Below are 23,176 nucleotides of genomic sequence, written 5' to 3'. Positions count from 1 at the left end.
CTCGGATTATGCAATACATTTTACCCCATGGGGGGTAATAGCATGATTTATCAGCGGCACATCAAAACACGTCTCATGGAGTTGTTTAACGATTTCCGCATCGTGTACCTGACCGGCCCCAGACAGGCGGGTAAAAGTACCCTCGTCAGAGAAATCGCCAAGGAACAGGGAATTGCCTACTACACCCTCGATGATGCAGCCTTGGCAGCCTCTGCTCTGAGCGACCCGCAGGGAGTGCTTGCATCTCTGCCGACACCGCTCGTGCTGGACGAATTTCAGATGGCCCCAAACCTGGTAGGTGCCATAAAGATGGTTTCCGACGCAGCCAACGGGCAGAAAGGCATTTTTCTCCTCACCGGATCATCCGACATTTTTCGCTCAGCACAGGTCCAGGAATCTCTGCCGGGACATATGGCTAGGCTTGAATTATATCCCTTATCGCAAGCGGAGCGACACCATGGGGCACTCAATGCAATTGACTGGCTCATCGGCGGCGCATTCGAGCACACTATACTGAAACCGCTGGATAGAAAAGAATTGGGGGATCTCCTTATAGAAGGAGGATATCCCGAAGCGATCGCCAAATCCCCCCGCTCACGGAGCGTCTGGTTTGCTTCATACATTGAAGGACGCTTGCTGAAAGACTTCGAGATCATGCATCACGCCAAAGGAGACTATCACACAAAGCTTTCGGCCCTGATCCGCAATCTGGCCGGCATGGCCGGCAATCTCATCAAGTATGCCAACATAGCCAACGATCTGTCACAGGACGACAAAACAGTGAAACGGTATATGGAAATCCTTGAGCTCATGTTCATAATCCGCCGGTTACACCCTTACATGCGTAACAGCGCCAAGCGTGCCGTGGTAGGAATGTCCAAACTTCATTTTGTCGACACAGGTCTGGCCTGTCACCTTCTGGGGTTGAAAAAATCCGAAACGATTCACACCTCCCAGTTTTTCGGGGGTCTGGTGGAAAATTTTGTTTTCAGCGAACTACTGAAACACGCCACCTGGTCGGAAGAAGATGTGAACTTTTATCACTTCCGCGATACAGCCCGGCACGAACTCGATCTTGTTATCGAACGGAGCGACGGAAAAGTAATAGGAGTTGAAGTCAAGGCATCCATGACCGTTAAGCCGGAGGATTTTTCAGGGCTGTCAATATTTGCAGAGTATACAAGGGACAAATTTCTACACGGCATATTGTTCTATTCAGGAGACAAGGTTCTGCCTTTCAGAATCAACGAGACGGTTTTCCACGCCGTACCGATATCTTCATTACTGTAGCGGGGTTTCACTTCACCATAAAATTTTCCTCGTATCCAGCACAGCCGACACCATCTTCCAGGCGAGTTGTCGGAAAAGGCTTGCGCGGCCGGAGGATGACACCGTCTCCGGAACTCTCAACCACAAACTCCATGCCTGCCCACCAATGATGGGCCTCCCTCACCGCTTTTGGAATGATTATCTGTCCCTTGCTTGATAGCTTGCTCGTTTCCATAGAACACCTCCCACGGTAAGACTTGGTAACAATAGCAGGAGGAGTGGTCAATCATGCTTCACGTTTTCACTACTCGCTATCTCGCTCCCTTGCTACTCACCACTCTCCTGTTCCTGCAAATTCAGCAGGAATCGCCAAACGGGAACAACATCAATACTCCCCGACTCCAGCTGGATCCGCTCCTCCTCGTTACGGGTAACGATAATCCCTGAGGAGAGGCTGAGTTCAGTCATGGCGTCAGAAAGAGCAGAAACCTCTCTCCCCCGGGTCTGCCGGTCAGACAGCGACTCGCAGACCTGCACCAATAGCCGGCGCCCCTGAAACTGGGCAATGAAATCAACCTCCCGCCCCCCTTTACTCTTAAAATAGAAGATGTCAGGGGTAACCCTGCGAAGGGCCGTGAAAACGAGATTCTCAAGAAGATGCCCGGAATTGACCAGAATTCCCGAAGAAACCGAGCTCACCAGTGAATGGTCAACACAGTAGATCTTCTTCGGATTGGCGTTGGTCCTGGCCAGGGAGCAATCAAAGATGCGCACGGTGAACAGGAAATAGGCATCCTCGAACCATTCGAGATAATCGGAGACCGCCGACTTGGGAGCATTGTGGCCCAATGACTTCAGATAGCCGGTAAGACTATTGACCGAGTATAGCGACGATGTATTGTCCACGAGCCGGTGAGCCAGATCAGCCACGGCCCGGGGATGGGAAATGTCGTGGCGTTCCACCAGATCACGGAAAAGCACCGCGTTGAAATATTCCTGATGAATCATTATCCGCAAAGACCGTGCAAGGCCGACAACCTCCGGGAATCCGCCCGAATCCCAGTATTCCTCGAACGCCTTCTGCACCATAAGCCGCTGCTTGGTAGAAAAGGGACCACTGCCATCAATTCCCTTGGAGTCAAGAAACTCACGGAACGAGAAAGGGAACATCTCCCACGAGAGGGCGCGCCCCCGCATCTGGGTAGCAATTTCCCTTGACAGCATCTGCGCCGATGAACCGGTAATAAAGACCTCGCACTTTTCCATGCGCATCAGACGGTCCACAAAAGATTCCCAGCCATTGACCACCTGTATCTCATCAAAAAAGCAATAAACCTTTTCCGTATTTTTCTTCGCCGGATAAAGAGAAAAATAGGCTTCGAGGACAGCCCCCAAGCCATAGTGCTGAAGGCCGTGCAGCCGGTCATCAAAAAAATTCAGGTACAGAATGTTCTGTTTTGGTACCCCGCTTTCCAGCAACCGTTTAATGAACTGAAACATGAAGGTTGATTTCCCACAGCGGCGCACACCGATGCAGACCGTTGCCTTCCCGGCGACCGGTGTAACCTTGACCCGGCGCGGCACTCCAGTTTCAAGCTCAACATCCTGAAAATCCAGGATTATCTCTTTCAGCATGGCAATCATGGCTTACATTCTCCGGCATTCACAAGGGCTAGCCAAATCGCAAGTGGTAATGAATATTGCCAGCCAACCCATCAACTGGCAACAAATATTTCCAGCCAAACAATATTCTCCTTCAATTCTCTCTGTACAATACGAGATAGCGAGATAGCGAGATAGCGAGATAGCGAGATAGCGAGGGAGCGAGATAGCGAGGGAGCGAGGGAGCGAGGGAGCGAGGTGGCGAGGTGGCGAGGAAGCGAGACCGAGCTACTTGCTACTTGCTACTTGCTACTTGCTACTTGCTACTTGCTACTCGCTACTTGCTACTCGCTACTTGCTACTCGCTACTTGCTACTCGCTACTTGCTACTCGCTACTTGCTACTCGCTACTCGCTACTTGCTACTCGCTACCTTGCTACTCCCTCCCTACCCCTCCCTACCGCCCTGTAAAGACCGTAAAGGAGACGGTCGACCTCTTCCATAAGCGGCTCGATTTCCTGCCGTTGTGAGTCGGGTAGAAGTCCGGTTCGCGAAGCAATTTCAATCTGGGTGTCCAGTTCACTCAATGATCCCCTTGAAATATTGATGAAATTAGCGAACTCTTTCCCACCTTTTCTCGCAGCACCCTCTGCAATATTCGACGGGACACTCACAGCTGAACGCCGCATTTGGCTGGAAATGCCAAATTGTTCATGTCGAGGGAAATTGTCCGTTATCCGATAAACCATCGAAGCCAGCTCAACGGATTTCTCCCAAACCAACAATTTTCTATGCGGCTTCTCCATTTACTCCCTCACTACTTGCTTGAAATAGCGAGGGAGCGAGATGGTGAGATAGTGAGATAGTAAAACCTCGCTACCTTGCTACTCGCACCCTCGCTACTCGCTACTCGCTACTTACTCCCTAACTACTCGCTACCTCGCTACTCGCTCCCTCACGCCCTCGCTCACCCTCAATACCTATACCGCAATTCCATCTTAAAGAGCTGATTGGTGCGGTCATCTCCAGCCACCAGGTCCACATTCTTTATCTTCTCGATGCCGTACAGCAGATTCATGTCCACATCGCCGTAAAGCGGGAGGGTCCAGGAAACGCGGCCGGCATGTTTCTTTTCGATAGCCTGCATCACGCCGTTCGGGTCAAACCTTCCATCAGCGTCAACCGTGACTCGCCCTTCATGTCCGCGGTCAGTGCGGATAAACTCCAGGGCCAGGTTGTTGCGCACCGAGAACCAGTGGCTGTAGCGGAGATAGAACTCGATGGCCGCCCCCCCCTGTGAATGGCCGACCGTCATTCCATGGTAGGTATAACCCGTGACAGGATAGTTGTGATCGGTATAAAGGATCGGGGTTCCATAGAAGAATTCGAACAGCAGGTCATTCTTTCCGTCAGTCGTCAATCTCGGGATATAGATTCCCGCCACGTAGCTCTCAATGAAAGGCCAGAAAGAAGCCGAATCCTCCCCGGCATACTCGCCATATATCTCGGTATTTCTCAACCATGGCAACCGGAAACGGAGATCGATCCCCGCAATGGTGTTGCTTACATCGGTATTGCCTCCACCAAAGATGAAATCCTTGAGCGAGGTATCTTTGTTGCTATGGCCCGGCCCCCCCTCTTGGCGCACGAAGTTGCCACCGATTTCAAACCATGAATTGGGCTTCACCGCCAGCTTCATGCCGATAAAATAAGGTTGCCGGCGATCTTCCCCCGCTCCCGTCTCGTCAAACCGCGAAAAGATCAAAGAATACTTGACCTGTCCCAGATGCTCCTTAATCCAGGGCACATCGATCGGCTCGGGGCTTGAAAGCTTTACGATATCGAAATTTTTCGCATTATTGGTAAGCGTCACCGCCCCGCGCCTGCCCGGACCAAACCAGTTTTCATCCCGGCCGACTTCAAGCTCAAGTCCGCCGCTACCGATCTTCAGGTATCCCTTCTGCAAATCCAGATCATTCTCCCGGTCGCCCCCATTCCCGCCAGGAGTAGTCAAAACCTGAGGTTCAACAAGAAAGGAAATCGTATCGGAGACAAAACCTTCCATGCTCCAGCGGAACTCGGCACTGTTGCCGTCACCGTACGTCACTCCCTCGTTGTTCTCCATCAGAGGGGTTCCTTCAGTGCCATAGTGATGAACCACGCCACCAGGCTGGTCGCGAAGATCTCCCCCGATGAAGCCAAAAGCACTCTGGTGGCTGCGGTCCCAGGCGGGACGGTTGTAGCTGCGGGGCTCACCGTCGAGATAAATGTATCTCAAGCGCGCAGCAGAAAAGAGATTGTAGTCAAACAGAGGAGCAGCGCCATCTTTCTTGAGGGATGCTTCACGGGGGATCAGTTCACGGACCCTCTTGATGAGGTCAAAGGCAAAAGGAGGAATAACTTCTTCCTTTCTTGCCAGGTTGGATTCGGCTTCCAGCAGCAGACGAGCTGCCTCGGCCTTGGAATACGGTTTAAGTCCCCTTATATCGGTATCTATAAGGTCAAAACCGGCAAGCTTGTCCAGATACTGGTAAATGGGACTATCCAGGGGGATGTTGTTGGAAGCAAGAGCCCAGCAACGACCGGTCACCCCGAATAGGGCAAAGACAAGAAAAACAAGAATCGAACCGATTTTAACCATGTTCAACACGCCCCGCGGCCGAAAAATACCACAACCACGGTCCTCATAATAATTTTGATGTCCAACCATATGCTCCACTGATCGATATAGCGCAGGTCTAGCTTAACGATCTCATCGAATTCACTGATCTGGTTCCTCCCGCTGACCTGCCACATCCCAGTAATTCCAGGCTTCATCGAAATCCGCCTCCGGTGCCAGTTCTCGTATTCTGCCACCTCAGCAGGCGTAGGCGGCCTTGTACCGACCAGGCTCATTTCCCCATCAGCACGTTCCAGAACTGCGGGAGTTCATCCAGGCTCGTCTTGCGCAAGAAAGCGCCCACCCGCGTCACCCTTGGATCGTTTTTGATCTTGAAAATCGCACCCTGCATCTCGTTGAGGTGCATCAGTTCCTGTTTCCGTGCTTCAGCATCCACGTACATTGAGCGAAATTTCCAACAGGTAAATGTTCGGCCATTCATACCGACCCGCTCCTGACCGAACAACAACGGTCCGGGCGATTCCAGCTTAATTGCCAGGGCAATGAAAGGGGTGAGTAGAGCGGTAATCAGCAACCCGATCACCGCACCCACAAGATCGAGGCAACGTTTCAGGAACAGTTGGCCGGCATCGAAAGGCCGACTGTAAAAAGTTATCATCGGAATAGTATTATGAAACATGCTCAATTCACGCCGTGAGCCATCAGCAATGAACGAGTCAAGCACCATCCGGACGTTAATCCCCATATCGCTCATGTCCCTGAGATGGCTTTCGATCACCCCTTTAGAACGGTGCGGGAGACAAAACACCACATCGTCAACCGAACGGGTCTTGCACACAGTGCAAAGATCATCAAGCCCTCCCAAGATCTCATATTTGAAATCGTCGTCTTGCGGCCGTTCATCCAGGCAGGTAATAAACCCGACGACCTTCAAACCCCAGTCGGCATGGCGTTCGACCACCTGAGCAAATTCGAGCCCTTTTCTGCCCGTGCCGACGATCAACAGATTGCGGGTATTATAACCGCGCCGACGCATCGCGCCCAACAGCAGCTTAATCCCGACCTTTTCCCCGGCAATTATCAGAAAGGAAATGATGAGAAAGTAGAAGAAAAAACGGCGCCTGAAATCGAAAGGTTGGGCAAGAAACAGCAAAGAGGCCGTTATCATTCCACCATATATCTGGACCTGGAGAAGCTTGGATAGAATCTGGCCAAAAGTAAGCGTCCGGAGGGATTCGTACATGGTATAACGAGTCAGTAGGAAGAACCAGACAGGAGAGATAATCAGAAGAGCCCACAAATAATGCCATAATGGAGGGAGATGTACTTCCAGCGACCACAAATAAAATGCAAAAATAAAAGCGGCAACTACAGCGCAGAGGTCAAGAGTTATTGCAATCCTTCTAAAAAGCCGCGCTTGCTGCTTGAGCATCAGCAAAAATCTCCATAAAACAAAAGAGAATCTATCTTTATGGGGCTAAAAAATAAGGGCATTGCCCTTCAGTGAAGGATAAGATGGTTTTTTTAGAAGCTATCGAATCATCACAGCCGGAGACAATGCTTATGACAACAACTGAGAGTAATCCCTAACCGCGCCACCGGCCCATGTTGTCAACGAACCAAGCGTAAGTCCGCTCAATCCCTTGACGCAGAGTAATGTGCGCCTGCCAGCCGAGAGCCTCCATACGCGAAACATCCTGCAATTTTCGTGGCGTACCATCGGGCTTGCTGGGATCAAACGTTAACCGTCCCTGGTAACCGACCACCTCGCGGATCGTTTCGGCCAGCTCACGAATCGTCACGTCAACACCAGTACCGAGGTTGACGAAGCACGGTTCTGGGTAGTTAAGTAACTCAGCTTTAAGCTGCTCTTCCGGCAGGTTCATCAGATAGCAGCAACCATCCGCCATGTCATCAACGAAAAGGAACTCGCGCATCGGCGTGCCGCTACCCCAGACTACCACCTCCGGCAAGCGGGCCTCTCGCGCCTCATGTAAGCGGCGGATCAAAGCCGGCATGACATGAGCATTATCCAGATGGAAGTTATCGCCGGGGCCATAGAGGTTAGTTGGCATCACGGCAATAAACTTTGTACCATATTGACGGTTGTAAGATTCACACATTTTAATACCAGCGATCTTGGCCAAGGCGTACGGTTCATTGGTCGGCTCCAGCAGGCCGGTCAAAAGATGTTCCTCTCTCATAGGTTGCGGTGCCAGCCTGGGGTAGATGCAGGAAGACCCTAGAAACAGCAGGCGCTTAACACCATGCAGGTAAGACTGGTGAATCACATTAATCTGGATGGCGAGGTTCAAATAAATAAACTCAGCCGGATAGGTGTTGTTGGCATGAATGCCACCTACCTTTGCGGCTGCCAAAAAGACGTATTCAGGTGCTTCAGTAGTAAAAAAATTTGCTACAGCCAACTGATCGGTTAAGTCAAGCTCGTTGATTTCTGGAGTAACGAGATTGGTATAGCCTGCCGTGATCAGTTGACGGACCAAAGCAGATCCGACCAATCCATTAGAACCAGCGACGAAAATTTTGGAGTCTTTATTCATGATAATCAAAAGCCTTATATCCGTGTTTTTTGACCAGCTCATCCCGCTCGGCGCTTTTAAGATCTTCCCGCACCATCTCGGCCACCAGTTCTTGAAAGCTGGTGCGCGGCTTCCATCCCAGCTTCTGGTGGGCCTTGCTGGGGTCACCCAGTAAGGTTTCCACCTCGGTAGGACGGAAATAGCGCGGATCAACCCTGACGATTACCTTGCCGTTCTGATCGCAGCCGGTTTCGTCCACCTCATTGCCATGCCAAGAAATCTTCATGCCCAACTCTTCCGCAGCAGCATTGACGAAATCTCGCACACTATATTGATGACCAGTGGCAATAACATAGTCCTCAGGCTCCGGTTGTTGCAACATCAGCCACTGCATCTCTACATAGTCCCTGGCGTGTCCCCAATCCCGTAGCGCTGAAAGGTTTCCCAAATAGAGGCAATCCTGTAGCCCCAATTTGATACGGGCCAGTGCACGGGTAATCTTGCGGGTTACAAAAGTCTCGCCCCGTAGAGGGGATTCATGATTAAAGAGAATACCGTTGCAGCCATAGATACCATAAGCCTCGCGGTAGTTAACCGTAATCCAATAGGCGTACAGTTTGGCACAGGCATAGGGTGAGCGGGGGTAGAAGGGAGTAGTCTCCTTTTGGGGGATTTCCTGTACCAGACCGTACAACTCAGAGGTAGAGGCCTGGTAGAAGCGGGTTTTCTTTTCCAATCCTAAAATGCGGATCGCCTCTAGGATGCGTAAGGGACCCATGGCGTCAGCATTAGCGGTGTATTCCGGGGTCTCGAAGGAGACTTGGACATGGGATTGGGCTGCCAAGTTGTAAATCTCGTCCGGCTGCACAGTCTGGATAATCCGGATCAAATTGGTGGCGTCAGTCATATCACCGTAGTGCAGGACCAGGCGCCGGTTGTCTACGTGGGGGTCCTCGTAAAGGTGGTCGATCCGATCGGTGTTGAACAGGGAGGCGCGACGCTTGATACCGTGAACCTCATAGCCCTTTTCCAGCAGCAGTTCGGCCAGATAGGCACCATCCTGGCCTGTTATGCCGGTTATTAATGCTCTTTTCATTTATCTCCCACCTATCTTAAAATAGTCTTGCGTGACACAAAATGAAAAATACCACTACTGTCAGGTTATTAATTGAAGTTTGGATATCCCACAGACTCTCGCAACCGACTATCTGGATATATGACAAACAGAGGAACTGGTCATAGGTTGAGAACTTCTTGACTCTGTGCTCACATCGGTACGGGCCGACGCAGTAATTGAAATCGTCCCGAGGGGAAAACTGGAAAAGTTGCTTAAAAACAAACTAATACGCTCCCTTACCTGACAATACCACTGCGAATGTTCGCCCCAACAAATAAACATCTAACCATATTGACCAATTTCGAATGTAATACGTATCAAGTGACTCTTGCACCTGTAAATCTCCATCGCTACGTGCAGAAACCTGCCATAAGCCCGTCATGCCTGGCAGAACACTACGACGTAGACACCTAAAATCCTCATCAAACCTTTCTAAATGATAATGAGGAAATGGCCGAGGTCCCACTAGGCTCATTTCTCCCTTCAACACATTCCATAGTTGAGGGAGTTCATCAAGGCTAGTTTTGCGTAAGATAGAGCCGATACCTCTGATTATTCTAGGATCATTCTTTAGTTTGAAATAAGTATTCCATTCAGTTTTTGCAGCAGGATTGCTTTCTAAATATTCATTCAATAACTTGTCAGCTTGAGGATACATCGTACGTAATTTCCATACTTTGAACTTTATACCATTCACCCCCTCACGTACTTGGCAGTAAAAGGGGTTACCCGGGCTGACTATCACAATCCACAAAGCAGCCAAAACATAAACGGGAATACTGAGGATAAACAGGGGCAGACCAATAAAATAGTCCATGAACCGCTTAAAATACCAATTACTACGCTGGAGTAGCTTCTTCTTTAATTCCAATCCAACTACGCCATCAAGATCTCTCACTTCAACCCAAAGGCTTTGGATGCCTGACAAATCCGGAATTATGACTACTGATGAAAATGGCAAATTTCTAACGAGTTCCGCAATTCGACACCTCCCTGCCCCAGGTATAGCCAGAAAAGCACATGTGACTGTGGTATTAAATTCTGAGGCTTTGCTGAAACCGCCAACAATCGGAACATCTACAATTGATTCGCCCCATCTGCTTTCATCATCATCAAGTACAGCAATCGGTCTTAACCCCAAATTCTTATCACTAATAAGATTCCGAACAAGCTGTTCACCTGTCTTTCCTGCACCCAGTATAATTACAGGCATTCCCCAACAATCGAAGTAAAGTAATAAACGCCTTCCCAAATACTGAAATATCGGAGGAAGTATTAACGCAAACATAAAGGTCAACAAAATTATCGCCATTGACCGCCCTGAGCAATTAACTAAAAAATCCCAACTTATAAATCCAACAAAAAAAATAAACGTGGCACGGACTCGGCGTCTAAAACGCTCAACAGTTGCAAGCCCATAACCAGGATACAATTTCATAAGCCAATATGTTAGAGGTATCAATAGCAGAGCAATTGACAGATCCCAGTATGTTTGAGCAGACAATTCCAGCTGAAACCAATCGCTAAAATAGGAACAAACCATCCACACAAAAACAAGAGCGATCTGAAGAGATAAAATATCAATCGAAACCTTCACCCATTTCACCCACTTACGTTCATAAAACAAACGCAAAGCGATTTGAGAGGTGTTCATATCAATCACGTCTACGAGCTCCTTTTGATAATTGAGTTTCAAAGTAAGCAACTGTTGATCTGAGGCCAGCCACCAAGTCTATAGATGGAGACCAATCTAGTTTGGATTTAGCTAATGTAATGTCAGGCTTTCGCTGCTTCGGGTCGTCTTTTGGAAGAGTTTTAAAAACAATCTTAGATTTAGAGCCAGTTATACTAACTATCTTCTCAGCGAATTCGAGAATTGTGTTTTCCACTGGGTTTCCAAGATTAACAGGTCCAACAAAGTCTAGCTCGTTTTCCATCATACTAACCAGACCTTCCACAAGGTCACTAACAAAACAAAAAGAACGTGTTTGTGACCCATCACCATAAACTGTAATTTCTTCATTTCTTAACGCTTGTATAACAAAATTGGAAACAACCCTGCCATCATTTTCTGCCATTCGAGGGCCATAAGTATTAAATATACGCACAATTCGGATATCAACTCCATTTTGGCGATGATAATCCATCATAAGTGTTTCAGCCACTCGCTTCCCTTCATCATAACAGCTTCTAATACCAATAGGATTAACATTACCCCAGTAATCTTCAGTCTGAGGATGAACTAGAGGATCACCATAAACCTCTGAGGTTGATGCTTGAAGAATCCTCGCCTTAACTCGCTTCGCAAGGCCTAGCATGTTAATGGTACCCATAACACTAGTTTTGATTGTTTTAACAGGATTAAATTGATAATGGACAGGCGATGCAGGGCATGCTAAGTTATATATCCTATCAACTTCAAGAAGAATTGGTTCTATTATGTCATGGCGAATCAATTCGAATTGGTGATAATCCATAAGATGATCAATATTGTTTTTACAACCAGTAAAAAAGTTGTCCAGACAAATCACTTCATGACCATCCTTCAACAGACGCTCAGAAAGATGTGATCCAATAAATCCAGCACCACCAGTAACTAGCACTCTCATAATTTCTGTACCCCATATTTGTACAATCACTCAGCAATCTTTAAATATCTGAGATATAGGTATTTTGTATTAGTATAGAAATATCTTTTGAAAAGACGACGTGGTTCTAGTAAAAGACGATAGAACCATTCGAGTGACAAACGTTGCATCCAGACTGGAGCACGTTTTTGCAAACCAGCGTAAACAGGAAAAGCACCTCCTATCCCGACCATAATTGCGTGTATTGATTTGACATGCGAAAACATCCATTTTTCCTGCTTGGGACATCCAAAAGCAACAAAAAGTAGTCCAGCACCTGAATTGTTTACCATTTGTTCTATCTCAATATTTTCTTCTTCTGTAAGTCTGCGATAGGGAGGAGAATAAGTACCTGCAATCGTAATATTGGGATATTCATCGCGGGCACGTCGCTCTATCTTCTCAAGAACATCATCAGTAGACCCAAGAAAAAATACAGGGATATTCTCTACCGCTGCTTTATCCAATAAGACCGGGAAAATATCCATACCAGCAACCCTATCTTGAGATACCCCATAATTATTCTTCAATGCTGTCACCAGCGGCATTCCGTCAGGGATAACAAGGTCGGCATTTAGCAATACCTGCTTGAAAGAAGGGTCATCATAAGCCTCAATCACCATATGCACATTAGCCACACAAACATACCCAGAGAGCCGACTCTTAGCCTTATCTAAAATAAATCTTAATGCATCAGTAAAGGAAATAGTATCTACCCTGACACCAACAACAGTAGAATATTCATTTTTTTTCATAATGAAGTTTATATCCATAAATTGCTTTAGAATAAATTCCTATCAAATGCTTATAGTTCTCATCTGCAGTATATTTTTCACAAAATGTTTGGTAAGCACGTGCTCCCATTTCTTTCATTGAACTATTGTTTGCAAATGCCCATTCAATCTTAGCGCGCAAATCAATAATATCATTTGAGTTAAAATGAAGTCCTGTCACACCATCCTTGACTATTTCAGCCATCCCCCCTAACCTTGAAGCAAGTACAGGCAATCCAGCAGAAAAAGCCTCAACTATAACCATTGGAAAACCCTCATACCATACAGAGGGGACAATAAGAAACTCAGCAGACTGCATTTCACGCAGGACTTGTTCTGAATCCATTTTACCCATAAAAACTACATTCTTTGGAGCAACTGCCTGAAGCTTATTCCGAAGCGGTCCATCACCAACTATTTTCAATGGTAAAGTGATTTCGCTCCAAGCCTCCATTAAATTTTCTATACCCTTCTCCTCACTAAGTCGACCAACAAATATGGCACCAGATCTGTTTGAAGTATAATCTTTGTAAGGTTCCGAATTTGAAAAATTTGGTTTAACAACAACTTTATCGTGCGGGAATCCAGCATCGATAAAAATCCTGCGTGAAAATTCGGTTAAGGCAATGAAATAATCAACCTTACTATTCCATGTCCTGCATTTATTATGGTAACGTATCATTCGTGTGAGAAAAAGACTCCCCAGGAAAGATCTCCGGTAACATCGGTGGTAAATACCATAAAGAAGAGAATCATCTATACATTTAGTACATATGCTACCATTACGTAATAGCATTGCGCCACAACATAGCAATCTATAATTGTGTAGAGTTTGTATCACAGGAATATTAAAAGCCCGGCAGGCATCATATATTGAAGGTGTTAACAACGGGAAAAAATTATGGACATGGACAACATCAGGCCTAAAACGCTTTAGTCTATCAGTGAATTCAATTCTTGTTTTTTTTGAATACTTTGAATTAATAGCTGTAAGTACTTTTGCATATGTACCATCAACTATATCATTGCTTACAGCATACAGTTCAACTTGGTGCCCACGTCCTAACAACAATTTATACTCGGAGTTTACGACTATATCTTCGCCACCAGACATCTGATAATGGTTATGTGCAATTAAGACTTTCATATAACCTACTTAAAATTAGATATTATTTATAGTCACAAGAGAATATTTCACGTACACGGGTGAACAGTCCAGCACAAATCGGTTATTATTAAATTTCAAATGCTTACCATTTAAGTTTTCAATATAATCAATTCGTATGTTGTCATTAAATAAATATTCCGTTTGCCCTTCCTCAGTCCACAAAATTTTGGCTAATGAATTATCCTTATTTAACAATACACATTCCCATGTCTGGTTTTTAGATGAAGTACAACTTAACATCCTTGTGCCTACCAACCATTTTTGAATCGTACCATAAGCTATAGCAGAATCAGTCAGTCCCCCATAATTATTAATCATATTTATACTTACCCAATTGGTATTATCCCAAGAGTACCAGAAAAAACGTTCAACACCTTCTGACCAATTAATAATGTAACTTCGTGCAACATAGGCAGCATCAGACCCTGGAGGTATTGCTACATTTCTGCTCCATCCGGTCTCAGTGTTCCAAATTGGTTTTACAACATTATGTTTTCCCATAATATTTTTTACATGCCTAATTACTTTAACCATTAATTCTGGCTTACCTGGAACATATAAATGGTAACCAACAATATCAATATAATCTCCCCCGCCTAATCGTAAGAACTCATCTAACCAAGCAATGCCATTCTTTTTTGCTGTAGAAGGCGGACAAACAATCCTTGCAGCAGGATCAACAGATTTAATTATAGCATGTGCTTCTTTTGTCATTTTTACCAATGTTATAATGTCACCAGAGAAAAAACCTTTTTCAGCAGGTTCATTCCAAATTTCGTAATATTTTATTCTACCTCTATATCTTTCAACAATCTTTCTAACGTATCTCTTCCATAATTCAATATTAACAGGTTCAGCAGCGATCCCCGACTTACCATAAACACTAGGCTCATTAGGGCGACCTGATGCCCATGTTGGTGTCATACCCATAGTATAAAGGACATCAACATTATGATCTATCGCTGACTTGATATAAAAATCTAACATTTTGAAATTAAATTCATTATCTTCAACTTCTATATTATCCCAGCGTACACCAGAGTCCCAAAGTCGTAGTGATTTAAACTTAACTAATGGCCATCCAGACGAGTCTAAATGTTGTACATGCATGCCAAAAAATTCTTCAGGGATATATTCAACATTGGTCTTCGCATTTGACATGCCTACAATTAATACTATAAAAATACAAATAACAATCTCATAAAACTTTTTCATAATTATTAGGCCCACAACTATTATGCATTTCAAAAGACAAAAACACATATGTACATAAATAGTAAATTGTACCATTATTCAAAACAATATTCCCAATAGGTACCATGGTAACAGATGATATTAATATGGAAAAAATTACAGTACTTAAATATAAAGTATGCGCGCTCGTATTATCTGTAAATAAATATTTCAACACCTTAACTACGCTCAACATTACATATAGTAACAACGGTATCGCACCTATAACGCCTAGAGACAAAACAATCTCCAATAGTATGTTGTGTGTATGTGGTGGTAACCAATAGCTGAGGCTATAATTCTCGGCAAGGAACTTTTTCACCCCTTCAACATAACCATAACCGAACATTGGTCTAGCATAAATGCCAGCAAATGCCGTTAAATATATAGAAGCCCTATTGTTTAAAGTTAACAAATCTTGTAGAGGGTCGTCTCCTGAACCTAATTTTTCTATTATTGCATATGGATCACTAACCATAAAAATCAATATTAATAACATGGTCATTAGCACAGCTAGCAACTGCTTTCTTATCAAACTACTGAATTTTACACATATGATATTCTTCCACAGAAACAAAACATCTATGGCTGTCATGACAGCAATTCCTGTTCGGCTATCAGTAAGCAATACCATATAATGTATCAATATAACGATAGCACATCCATAAAAAACGTTATATTTTTTAAGCGACAAACAGTAATACATTGAAACAAGAACTGTAGTTAAAAATATTGATAAGGCGTTAGGACTATACGCATATCCTCCTAGCCTTAACCTGCCTTGTATCTCTGACATTAAAATGTATCTTATGTCTACAATACCCAACGCAAAAACAACTATTAGCAATATCCAAAAAGTAGCTATAATCGATTTTGCTATTAATAAGCAAATAGCGTGCAAATCAATCCTGTGTTTGAACAATGTTACTAAAATTAATAATGAAATCTGTATAACTACTAATTCGAAAGATCTGTACCACGCAATGACATTTGTTGGCGTATTAATAATAATAGAGACTAGAACAAAAAAAATATTCAAAAGTAATAACATCGAATATTTGTTCATACATCCTTTACGTAAAATTTTCCTTTCATGTATGCATGAAATTGTGCCGACCAATATTACCAATAATAACCAAATTAATCGCAAAATCTTACTGTATGCAAACTCAGATTGAGCCTCAAACCCAAGGAAATCGACCTTATCGATTGAAAAAATTGGGAAAATAGCCAACACTAACCATAACTTGAAAATAGCTTGTTTTGGAATTTTCATACTAATATCTCTATGCTAAATTAATTTAGCAATGAACTTTAATCGTTGTATGCAATTGTTGCACAAGCCAATCACATGTAAACTCTTCTACATTAATTACGTTATCAGTTAATTTAGCTTCTGAAAACAAATCCCAAACTTTGCTCTTCTTACCAATACCGTAATCAATGCCTATAGTCTTTATGTTATGAGAAAGTGAGAATATACTTGCATGAAATCTCATTGTAATACATCCTGATACTTTTTTTAGCAGACTTAACACTTCATCTACATTTGGCTCATATTCCCAGACATGAAAGTCTAGCTCATCAGGAAGCATCTCTTTTAAACGATAAGCAATAGATAAATCAGAAAAACCATACTGGTCCGGATTCATTGGGAAAAAAATGTAGCGTACTTTATCTTTATATTTAAGGAGTGCATTCGCAAATTCGAGCAGAAAACGTTCTTCTATATTAGTTATTTTACTCATAGGAACAAACCCTTTGGCATATTTTTGCCAAAGTGGTCGCAAATTTATACCAATTATAATTTTTTCCGTATCAACTAACGGTACTAAAGACTCTGGTGTAAAATCGCGTAAGGTGTTTTCTTTAGTTAGTGTATCTATATAATCATAGGCAGGATCTTTATCCAAAAGTGCTTTGCACCCACATAGTTCTGCCACTATATCCACACTTGCCTGGGTGCGTAATCGTATATGCGACGCCATGCGCAAAATTCTCTTGACCAGTTGTTGACTCAAAGTAAACTTGAAAGGACCTATGCCGCATCCTTCAATTAAAATTGGTATTGACAAATTATAAGCATAAATTGCAACTTCCAGATGCTTTATTAGTAATCCAGGGAGATCCATTAAAGGCCCCCCAGCAAACACAAGATAATCACATTTTGAGACTTCAGCATTTACAACATCGTGTTTATAGTTAATCACTTCCACTGGTATAGTATTCCTCAATGAATTTACCCATCTTCGTGTGCGATCAATACGGGAGCTGGCAACAACTGCTTTAGATATATTGAAATCTCTTGATAACCGTTGCAATACCCCACCAAGTATTGCAGCATCTCCTACATGTTCCCCCCCATAACATCCAACAAGAAGGGCGCGTTTTTCGTCAGTTGATTTCAATGGGGGTAAAAATGCAGATGAATGATTAGTTAATTGAGAGGCTCTCAACGAAAGGTAATATCCGTATGAAAAGAACATAATGGCTGTTCTTATTTTATTGCTTAACCCATAAACTCTAAACCAAAAAAGAGTACCCTTAAAAAGTTCGATAGGCGACCAAGCTCCCGACTGATCATGCCAGCAATATTGGCAAACACTAGTTAATTGCAAAGTTCTTATAGATGTGGCTTTTGCTGAAAAATATAAATCACTCGCGCTATTATCAATTACGTTGCCAAGTGGTACTGAACAGATTGAGCAAGTAAACAATTCTCCAGAAGCAGAAAGCATTACACCTTCATTTTTAAAGTAACAGGGGGCACTGCGTTTATTACTGTCAAGCAATCTTGTAGCTAAATCAGAATAAAATAACCTTCTAGACGGAAGCTTAGTTTGAATAAATGTTGCAGGTGAGGTTAAAAAATCCGCAAAAAAAGATTTTTGGTCTGGGTTCAGAGCTATAGACTTTATTTTTTCATGGTTATTTAGTCTTTGTATATCCGTAGCTAACCTATACACAAGGTCGACGCCGTACTGTTTAGCCAAATAACGAACACCTTCAATACAATAAACATTCCTTTCTGAAACAGTGCATTGGATCTGAACCTGAATGTCTAATTGTCTAGCTAGATTTAATAACAAAATAACTTGTCTAAAAGTTCCAGGTCTTTGTCTAATATTGTCGTGAACGACATCAAGGCCATCGATTGAAATATTCAACGTGAAATCAATATTGTTATTAAGGCAGTTTTTTTTGATATCTGGAAGCGCTTTTCCCAAAAATTCTGGGTTCGTTCCGTTTGTTGTTATTGATATAGATTTTAATTTTGGCAAGACACCCGTAATAACGTCTATTAGCTCAGGTAAATCACCTCTAAGAGTTGGCTCTCCACCAGATATTCCAACGTGAAGAATATTCGCAAAAAGACCATCCGCCAACACATCATGCAACTCTTTGATGGCCAGTATCCTCTTATCACCTCGTTCCCAAATGTTACACATTAAGCAACGACAATTACATTGCTCTGTAACCAGTAAATTTAATACTCGTGGATAAAATGTTGATGGTTTGAGTCTTCCAGGGTTAACAAACCATTCCCAAACATAACCAAACACCTTATTTATAAAGCTTATTTTCTTTAGCATAATTGGTAAATTCTTTCAGTTTAATTTTCCCAACATCAGATAGTAGGACATTATCGTAATTACGACAACATACGAAATAATAATTGAAAGCGCAGATCCGTATAATCCCATTGAAAACATCAAGAACATTCCAAGTGAAACCGTAAATATGCTTGCCCAAAGATATGCCCAAAATATTTGATTTGGAGTATTATTTGCTCGAATACGTGCCCCAAGCACAGCAATTACACTAGTTAATACCGGCAGCAATCCAAGTACGAGTAGCACACACCTATAACCTAAAAATTTTGCGCCATATAAGATTACAAGCAACTTATCACCTAAATAATAAATTCCTACATAATAAAGCATCGCAAGTAATGTTAAACACATGAGGTAAGATATAAATAAACTATTATATGTCGTTTTACCCCGGCCATATACAAATGTTGGTATGAGATGCGTTGCCATAGCTGTGTTAAATTGAAGCATTGGCATTAAAACATTAGTCTGCGCACGCATAACTGCAACCATTTCTGAATTACCAACAACAGGTAATGTGACATAAAATAAATTTGTAGGGATCCAAGTCAGAACACTGGATGGAATAGACCAACGTGAATAATCGATATGTGATTTAAACATATTTTTATTAAGTGTATTGGGAGACTGTAAAACTGATGGAGTTACAATGCGAACTAACATTACGACAGAAGCCATGAGACTTGAGATTCCCATAAGAATAAAAGCTGAAAAAGGCGATAAACAAGAAAAAAAGTACAATAAATAACTACCTGTAACTATAAAGATTAAATAGCCCGCCCCAGTAATAGCTGCTATTTTAGGTATAAATCTCGTGTAACTTGCCCTTCTCAATAGCCATGTTAAAAGAATAAATGGTTGAGCAACAGCCAATCCCACAATAGATATTGCTAAATCCACTTGTCCACAAAGGCACATAACCCCAGAAATTAACAGCAGTAAACAACCTATCACAACAGAAAAATACTTATGTGCCAACAGTAAGTTATTTAAGTATTCTATATAAACATCTTTATAACGGCCAGAACCGTAGACCAACATCGGTTCAGTCAGCATTGCCGTATGTATTGTTCCAATAAGTAGAAAAACAGAGAAAGAGATTGCAAAATATCCGTAATGTTGGAGAGAAAGCCATCTGGCAAGAATAATATTAATCACAAAATTAGATAAAGAAAAAAGTCCTTGATCAAGTATTACCCATATCCCGTTTCTCAAGAAAGTTCCTTTAATTTTTGAATAAGTTAAATTTAGTTGGATTAACAACTTAGCTGTTCACTTCATCTTCACATATCATGTCTCAACATTATGTACTGTTCGATTTTTAACATGCATTTTCCGCCTGGATACCGTTACATTTGTTCTATATATTCGTGGCAACCTACCCACATATTTAATTCGCGATAACATATTTAAGGACTAGTGAACACTATTTCTTGAAATAAGCGCATAAATTTTTCCATTTGTCTCTATCATTTTCTGACATTTCTCTCCAATGGTTCATTACAAAGGCTGTAATTATGGCACTTATAAAAGCTAAAATAGTAGAGACAATTACAATAAATGCTCTTTTAGGCGTACTATGTTTGTCAGGCACTGTAGCAAATTGAATTACTTGTATTGAACTAATTTCTTTAGATTCCGAAAATTTAGCCATTTCATACTGCTTTGTTAGAGCATCAAAAATTGCCTCTTGAATCTTAAATTGCCTCATTATGCGCAAATATTCCTGACCAAGCTGAGGGACAGTACCAAGATTGGGTAACGCTCCACCTTCTCTAGATCCTTCCATTTTTGCTACTTGTACCCTTAAATTTTCGATTGAACTTTTAATCGACATAACCTCATGAGAATTATCTGTCATGGATTGGCGTAGAGTTGCCAGTTGGACCTCCTGGGAAGCAAGTTGTGCTCTTAACTGAGCTATCCCTTCAATACTAGCCTTTGTCTGTTCTGTAACATCCAATAGTTTGTTTCGACGTTGAAAAACCTTAAGGGCATCTTCCGCTGCATCAAGATCGACTTTCGCTTTAAGAAGTCGTTGTTCTAGAAACTCTTTATTCTTTGATGCGCCTTGCACATTCATTTTTATAGTGATTTTTTCCAGCTCTTCAATAAAGGCATTTGCTATTGCGGCAGCACGTTTCGGATCAACATCTTCAACAGTAATCGAAACAATACCGTCCTTTTTCCCTGTCTGAATGTCAATATTGTCATCAAGCTTCTTATAGGTATCTACGCGATAGTTATCTTCGTAAACACTAATCAAATTGAACCGGTCAATAATTCTGTCCTTAATCGCCTCACACTTCAAAATACCAGCGTAAAGATCGGATGTTGTTCCTTTTCCGAGTATGTCTCCTGCAATACCCGCTAATCCACCAGACAACGCACCCATCATACCCATAAAACCCATATCTTGTTGTGGTGGCAAAATACGTGCAGTACTTCTATATTTTTCTGGCAATACAAAAAAAACTACAATTATTGATAAAATTGTCAATAAAACAGTAGTACATAGAATTAAGCGCCAACTCTTAGCTACAATATTTAAACCGGCCGAAATATCGATGTAATCATTATCTTTCTCTATTAGATTCTTGTTATCAGCACATCCAGGCAGTGTCTCTGAATTGTTTACATTATTATATGCCACGATTAATTACCTCAAAATAACTGGCTCCACTTTCTTATCAAAAAAAGAGTTCCTCATAGAAACGAGGAACTCCACATTTGCATTCATTCTTAGCATTATATTCCTAGTATAATTTTCTCCAATCATAATTACCAGCAGCATCTTTAGCACAAACCTCAAGAGAGTCAGATTGCCCTGCCCCCCCTTGCGTAAACCATAAAGTACCACGCACTGCTGTTGGGTTCCCAAGGCAGTCAGGTTTTGTTATAGGATTAGGATCAACCTTAGTGGCAGCAGGATTGAGACGAATTCCACCTCCAACTTCTAACCTTTGAGTGGGTGCTTTTGAGTTAATTCCAACATCACCATTTCCGCTAATTCGAAATCTTTCATATTTTGTTGTTGTATTTGCCTTTACTGTCTCAAAGGTGAAGTATGAAGGAAGCGATCCACTACTCCAATTATCTTCTGCGTAAACTTGAAATCCTGCAGAGGTTAATATACTACCTGTTAAATTTTTTGATCCGAACAAATGGAAACCTATTCTATCATCTTTTCTCGGCAACGATGAATTTATAGATGAATCATTATTGTGAAGGCCAATAAATCCTCCCCCTCCAATAGTTGATGTCCCTACAGTTTGTATAACAATTCTACTCTGTCCCACGGGGGCCACTAAATCAAGTGCAACTCCGGGGGTTGTACTACCTATTCCAACATATCCCTTATCGGTAACCACCATCTTATCCGTAGTCCCGTCCGTCCCCTTCACAATCAACTTATTCGCCGCCTGGGCCATAACCGGCAAAAGCGCTACCACCGAAGCCGCAACCGCCAACATTATCTTCCGTTTCATCTGTTGCTCCTTTCCCCTAAAGGGCGCCGTTAAGTTACCAAAATTCCTATCAATTTACAACGACATTTTCCACTATCAAAGTACCGTTCACAACGGTGAGCGTCCCAACTGATGTCGTATACCCCGAGTTCGACGAGAAATCGCCATTATACCCCCCCTTCAGAGTTACAGCCTTCCCCCCATTCATGGTCAGGGTGCCGAGGGGGGTCGAAGTGGTGGTAAGCGCTTGGATCACGGCACCGGTTGTGGCAGCATTATACGCGCCCTGGAGCGTGTCGTAATAAACCGGCGACGTTCCGGCAATCCTGACAGGCTGGAGCCTGGCAAACTCTGCCTGTATGTCCGTGGCGGTGGAGAGCGACGAAATGACACAATTACCGTTTCCGGAACATCCGCCACCGGTCCAGCTCTTGAAATACGAGTCGATGCTCGGCACCGGAATGAGCGTTACCTGACCGTCATGGTCGAACCAGGAAGTGCAGGTATCACTCGTACACGCAATATTGCCCGGTGTTGCCGGCGTGCCCGAAGTACTGGTTATGGTTCCGCTCCCAACTCCCTTTACAGTGACGTTGACAGGATGCTGGTACGTTGTGGTTAAGACAATCCTGCTGAGCGGGTCTGAAATTTCAATATCGTTTACATCCATAAGACTGACAGAATCCGGCCCAGGATAAACGTCAAATGACGGAGTCTGCCCCGCCGGTATATCATATTCGAACATAACTACAGGGTTTGCTGTGGTCGTAATACCATAATCATTCATCCACAGGAGATAAGCGTGATTTATCGGCTCTGCTGAAATCGCTTCTGAAATATAAAATGAATTAGGCGAATCAGCCTCATTAATCGGTGCCGCCGAGACAAATGATGTCCCTGCAGGGATCAATAGATCTATAAAAATTGACCCCAGCGGAGATAGCGACGGCGTGATCCCGACCGTAACAATCGCCTTGTCGTTAAGGGCGGCATCGGCATTTCTTGCCAATGTACCCAGGACCAAAAGACCGCAGGAAGCGACGACAATTCCAAGGGAAATTAATTTTCCGGGCAGCCGTCTCTTCATTTTTTATCTCCTTGCTCGTGGTATGAGCGGGACAACTGACAGTCCATCAATATGAATTT

Annotated in this window: 18 protein-coding genes and 2 pseudogenes; 1 reads left to right on the top strand and 19 read right to left on the bottom strand. The window is 43.3% G+C overall.

Annotation, left to right across the window (positions count from 1 at the left end):
• The first annotated feature begins 42 nt into the window (after nucleotides 1-42).
• Complete coding sequence (locus JZM60_RS11975; protein WP_207162681.1) at nucleotides 43-1,290, top strand: ATP-binding protein; 1,248 nt, start codon at nucleotides 43-45, stop codon at nucleotides 1,288-1,290.
• A gap of 7 nt (nucleotides 1,291-1,297) precedes the next feature.
• Here JZM60_RS11975 and JZM60_RS11970 read toward each other — a convergent pair whose 3' ends face one another.
• From JZM60_RS11970 to JZM60_RS11880, 19 genes and pseudogenes are all read right to left on the bottom strand, one after another.
• A complete protein-coding gene (locus JZM60_RS11970; protein ID WP_207162680.1) occupies nucleotides 1,298-1,504 on the bottom strand; it encodes an AbrB/MazE/SpoVT family DNA-binding domain-containing protein in 207 nt (68 codons plus the stop codon).
• Between the two features lie 92 nt (nucleotides 1,505-1,596).
• Entirely contained in the window at nucleotides 1,597-2,913 is a 1,317-nt protein-coding gene (locus JZM60_RS11965; protein WP_207162679.1) for an ATP-binding protein, read from the bottom strand.
• 386 nt (nucleotides 2,914-3,299) lie between these two features.
• Nucleotides 3,300-3,677, bottom strand: a complete 378-nt coding sequence (locus JZM60_RS11960; RefSeq protein ID WP_207162678.1) for a four helix bundle protein — start codon at nucleotides 3,675-3,677, stop codon at nucleotides 3,300-3,302.
• Between the two features lie 167 nt (nucleotides 3,678-3,844).
• On the bottom strand, nucleotides 3,845-5,512 hold the full coding sequence (locus JZM60_RS11955) for a capsule assembly Wzi family protein (RefSeq protein WP_207162677.1): 1,668 nt from the start codon (nucleotides 5,510-5,512) through the stop codon (nucleotides 3,845-3,847).
• A 2-nt stretch (nucleotides 5,513-5,514) separates the two neighbouring features.
• A pseudogene (locus JZM60_RS11950) lies at nucleotides 5,515-6,923 on the bottom strand (sugar transferase).
• 154 nt (nucleotides 6,924-7,077) lie between these two features.
• Entirely contained in the window at nucleotides 7,078-8,052 is a 975-nt protein-coding gene (locus tag JZM60_RS11945; protein ID WP_207162676.1) for a GDP-L-fucose synthase family protein, read from the bottom strand.
• Nucleotides 8,045-9,127 (bottom strand): GDP-mannose 4,6-dehydratase, encoded by a 1,083-nt coding sequence (gene gmd / locus JZM60_RS11940; RefSeq protein ID WP_207162675.1) that lies wholly within the window; start codon nucleotides 9,125-9,127, stop codon nucleotides 8,045-8,047. The genes JZM60_RS11945 and gmd overlap by 8 nt, the downstream gene beginning before the upstream one ends.
• A 64-nt stretch (nucleotides 9,128-9,191) precedes the next feature.
• Nucleotides 9,192-9,368 (bottom strand): annotated as a pseudogene (locus JZM60_RS11935) (DUF4372 domain-containing protein); the annotation flags it as partial.
• A 3-nt stretch (nucleotides 9,369-9,371) separates the two neighbouring features.
• Nucleotides 9,372-10,802: an undecaprenyl-phosphate galactose phosphotransferase WbaP gene (gene wbaP, locus JZM60_RS11930; RefSeq protein ID WP_241426431.1), complete on the bottom strand. Its 1,431-nt coding sequence runs from the start codon at nucleotides 10,800-10,802 to the stop codon at nucleotides 9,372-9,374.
• Between the two features lies 1 nt (nucleotide 10,803).
• Nucleotides 10,804-11,757: a UDP-glucuronic acid decarboxylase family protein gene (locus JZM60_RS11925; protein ID WP_207162673.1), complete on the bottom strand. Its 954-nt coding sequence runs from the start codon at nucleotides 11,755-11,757 to the stop codon at nucleotides 10,804-10,806.
• A 26-nt stretch (nucleotides 11,758-11,783) separates the two neighbouring features.
• Nucleotides 11,784-12,530 carry a WecB/TagA/CpsF family glycosyltransferase gene (locus JZM60_RS11920; protein ID WP_207162672.1) on the bottom strand — a complete coding sequence of 249 codons (747 nt, stop codon included), beginning with the start codon at nucleotides 12,528-12,530 and terminating at the stop codon, nucleotides 11,784-11,786.
• On the bottom strand, nucleotides 12,517-13,695 hold the full coding sequence (locus JZM60_RS11915; protein WP_207162671.1) for a glycosyltransferase: 1,179 nt from the start codon (nucleotides 13,693-13,695) through the stop codon (nucleotides 12,517-12,519). Before JZM60_RS11915 ends, JZM60_RS11920 begins: the two co-directional genes overlap by 14 nt.
• Nucleotides 13,696-13,710: 15 nt before the next feature.
• Nucleotides 13,711-14,931: a glycosyl hydrolase gene (locus JZM60_RS11910; protein WP_207162670.1), complete on the bottom strand. Its 1,221-nt coding sequence runs from the start codon at nucleotides 14,929-14,931 to the stop codon at nucleotides 13,711-13,713.
• A complete protein-coding gene (locus tag JZM60_RS11905; RefSeq protein ID WP_207162669.1) occupies nucleotides 14,915-16,225 on the bottom strand; it encodes an O-antigen ligase family protein in 1,311 nt (436 codons plus the stop codon). The genes JZM60_RS11910 and JZM60_RS11905 overlap by 17 nt, the downstream gene beginning before the upstream one ends.
• 25 nt (nucleotides 16,226-16,250) lie before the next feature.
• Entirely contained in the window at nucleotides 16,251-18,542 is a 2,292-nt protein-coding gene (locus tag JZM60_RS11900; RefSeq protein WP_207162668.1) for a polysaccharide pyruvyl transferase family protein, read from the bottom strand.
• A 15-nt stretch (nucleotides 18,543-18,557) separates the two neighbouring features.
• Nucleotides 18,558-19,778 carry an MATE family efflux transporter gene (locus tag JZM60_RS11895; RefSeq protein WP_207162667.1) on the bottom strand — a complete coding sequence of 407 codons (1,221 nt, stop codon included), beginning with the start codon at nucleotides 19,776-19,778 and terminating at the stop codon, nucleotides 18,558-18,560.
• A 211-nt stretch (nucleotides 19,779-19,989) separates the two neighbouring features.
• Nucleotides 19,990-21,216, bottom strand: coding sequence for a GumC family protein (locus JZM60_RS11890; RefSeq protein ID WP_207162666.1), 1,227 nt, complete (start codon nucleotides 21,214-21,216; stop codon nucleotides 19,990-19,992).
• Between the two features lie 103 nt (nucleotides 21,217-21,319).
• On the bottom strand, nucleotides 21,320-22,051 hold the full coding sequence (locus JZM60_RS11885; protein ID WP_207162665.1) for a hypothetical protein: 732 nt from the start codon (nucleotides 22,049-22,051) through the stop codon (nucleotides 21,320-21,322).
• Between the two features lie 49 nt (nucleotides 22,052-22,100).
• The gene (locus tag JZM60_RS11880) at nucleotides 22,101-23,117 is read right to left on the bottom strand and encodes a hypothetical protein (protein ID WP_241426247.1); all 1,017 of its coding nucleotides are present in this window, start codon (nucleotides 23,115-23,117) and stop codon (nucleotides 22,101-22,103) included.
• Nucleotides 23,118-23,176: the final 59 nt, after the last annotated feature.

The organism is Geobacter benzoatilyticus (genome assembly GCF_017338855.1).
GTDB lineage: Bacteria > Desulfobacterota > Desulfuromonadia > Geobacterales > Geobacteraceae > Geobacter > Geobacter benzoatilyticus.
This window is presented reverse-complemented; position numbering and strand designations above follow the sequence as displayed.

Bases quoted from the DNA above. Each gene is read 5' to 3' on its own strand.
- gmd (WP_207162675.1), bottom strand. From the start codon at position 9,127: ATGAAAAGAGCATTAATAACCGGCATAACAGGCCAGGATGGTGCCTAT.
- JZM60_RS11925 (WP_207162673.1), bottom strand. From the start codon at position 11,757: ATGAGAGTGCTAGTTACTGGTGGTGCTGGATTTATTGGATCACATCTT.
- JZM60_RS11920 (WP_207162672.1), bottom strand. From the start codon at position 12,530: ATGAAAAAAAATGAATATTCTACTGTTGTTGGTGTCAGGGTAGATACT.
- JZM60_RS11955 (WP_207162677.1), bottom strand. From the start codon at position 5,512: ATGGTTAAAATCGGTTCGATTCTTGTTTTTCTTGTCTTTGCCCTATTC.
- JZM60_RS11975 (WP_207162681.1), top strand. From the start codon at position 43: ATGATTTATCAGCGGCACATCAAAACACGTCTCATGGAGTTGTTTAAC.
- JZM60_RS11900 (WP_207162668.1), bottom strand. From the start codon at position 18,542: ATGCTAAAGAAAATAAGCTTTATAAATAAGGTGTTTGGTTATGTTTGG.
- JZM60_RS11910 (WP_207162670.1), bottom strand. From the start codon at position 14,931: ATGAAAAAGTTTTATGAGATTGTTATTTGTATTTTTATAGTATTAATT.
- JZM60_RS11960 (WP_207162678.1), bottom strand. From the start codon at position 3,677: ATGGAGAAGCCGCATAGAAAATTGTTGGTTTGGGAGAAATCCGTTGAG.
- JZM60_RS11905 (WP_207162669.1), bottom strand. From the start codon at position 16,225: ATGAAAATTCCAAAACAAGCTATTTTCAAGTTATGGTTAGTGTTGGCT.
- JZM60_RS11965 (WP_207162679.1), bottom strand. From the start codon at position 2,913: ATGATTGCCATGCTGAAAGAGATAATCCTGGATTTTCAGGATGTTGAG.
- JZM60_RS11880 (WP_241426247.1), bottom strand. From the start codon at position 23,117: ATGAAGAGACGGCTGCCCGGAAAATTAATTTCCCTTGGAATTGTCGTC.
- JZM60_RS11945 (WP_207162676.1), bottom strand. From the start codon at position 8,052: ATGAATAAAGACTCCAAAATTTTCGTCGCTGGTTCTAATGGATTGGTC.
- JZM60_RS11915 (WP_207162671.1), bottom strand. From the start codon at position 13,695: ATGAAAGTCTTAATTGCACATAACCATTATCAGATGTCTGGTGGCGAA.
- wbaP (WP_241426431.1), bottom strand. From the start codon at position 10,802: ATGAACACCTCTCAAATCGCTTTGCGTTTGTTTTATGAACGTAAGTGG.
- JZM60_RS11970 (WP_207162680.1), bottom strand. From the start codon at position 1,504: ATGGAAACGAGCAAGCTATCAAGCAAGGGACAGATAATCATTCCAAAA.
- JZM60_RS11885 (WP_207162665.1), bottom strand. From the start codon at position 22,051: ATGAAACGGAAGATAATGTTGGCGGTTGCGGCTTCGGTGGTAGCGCTT.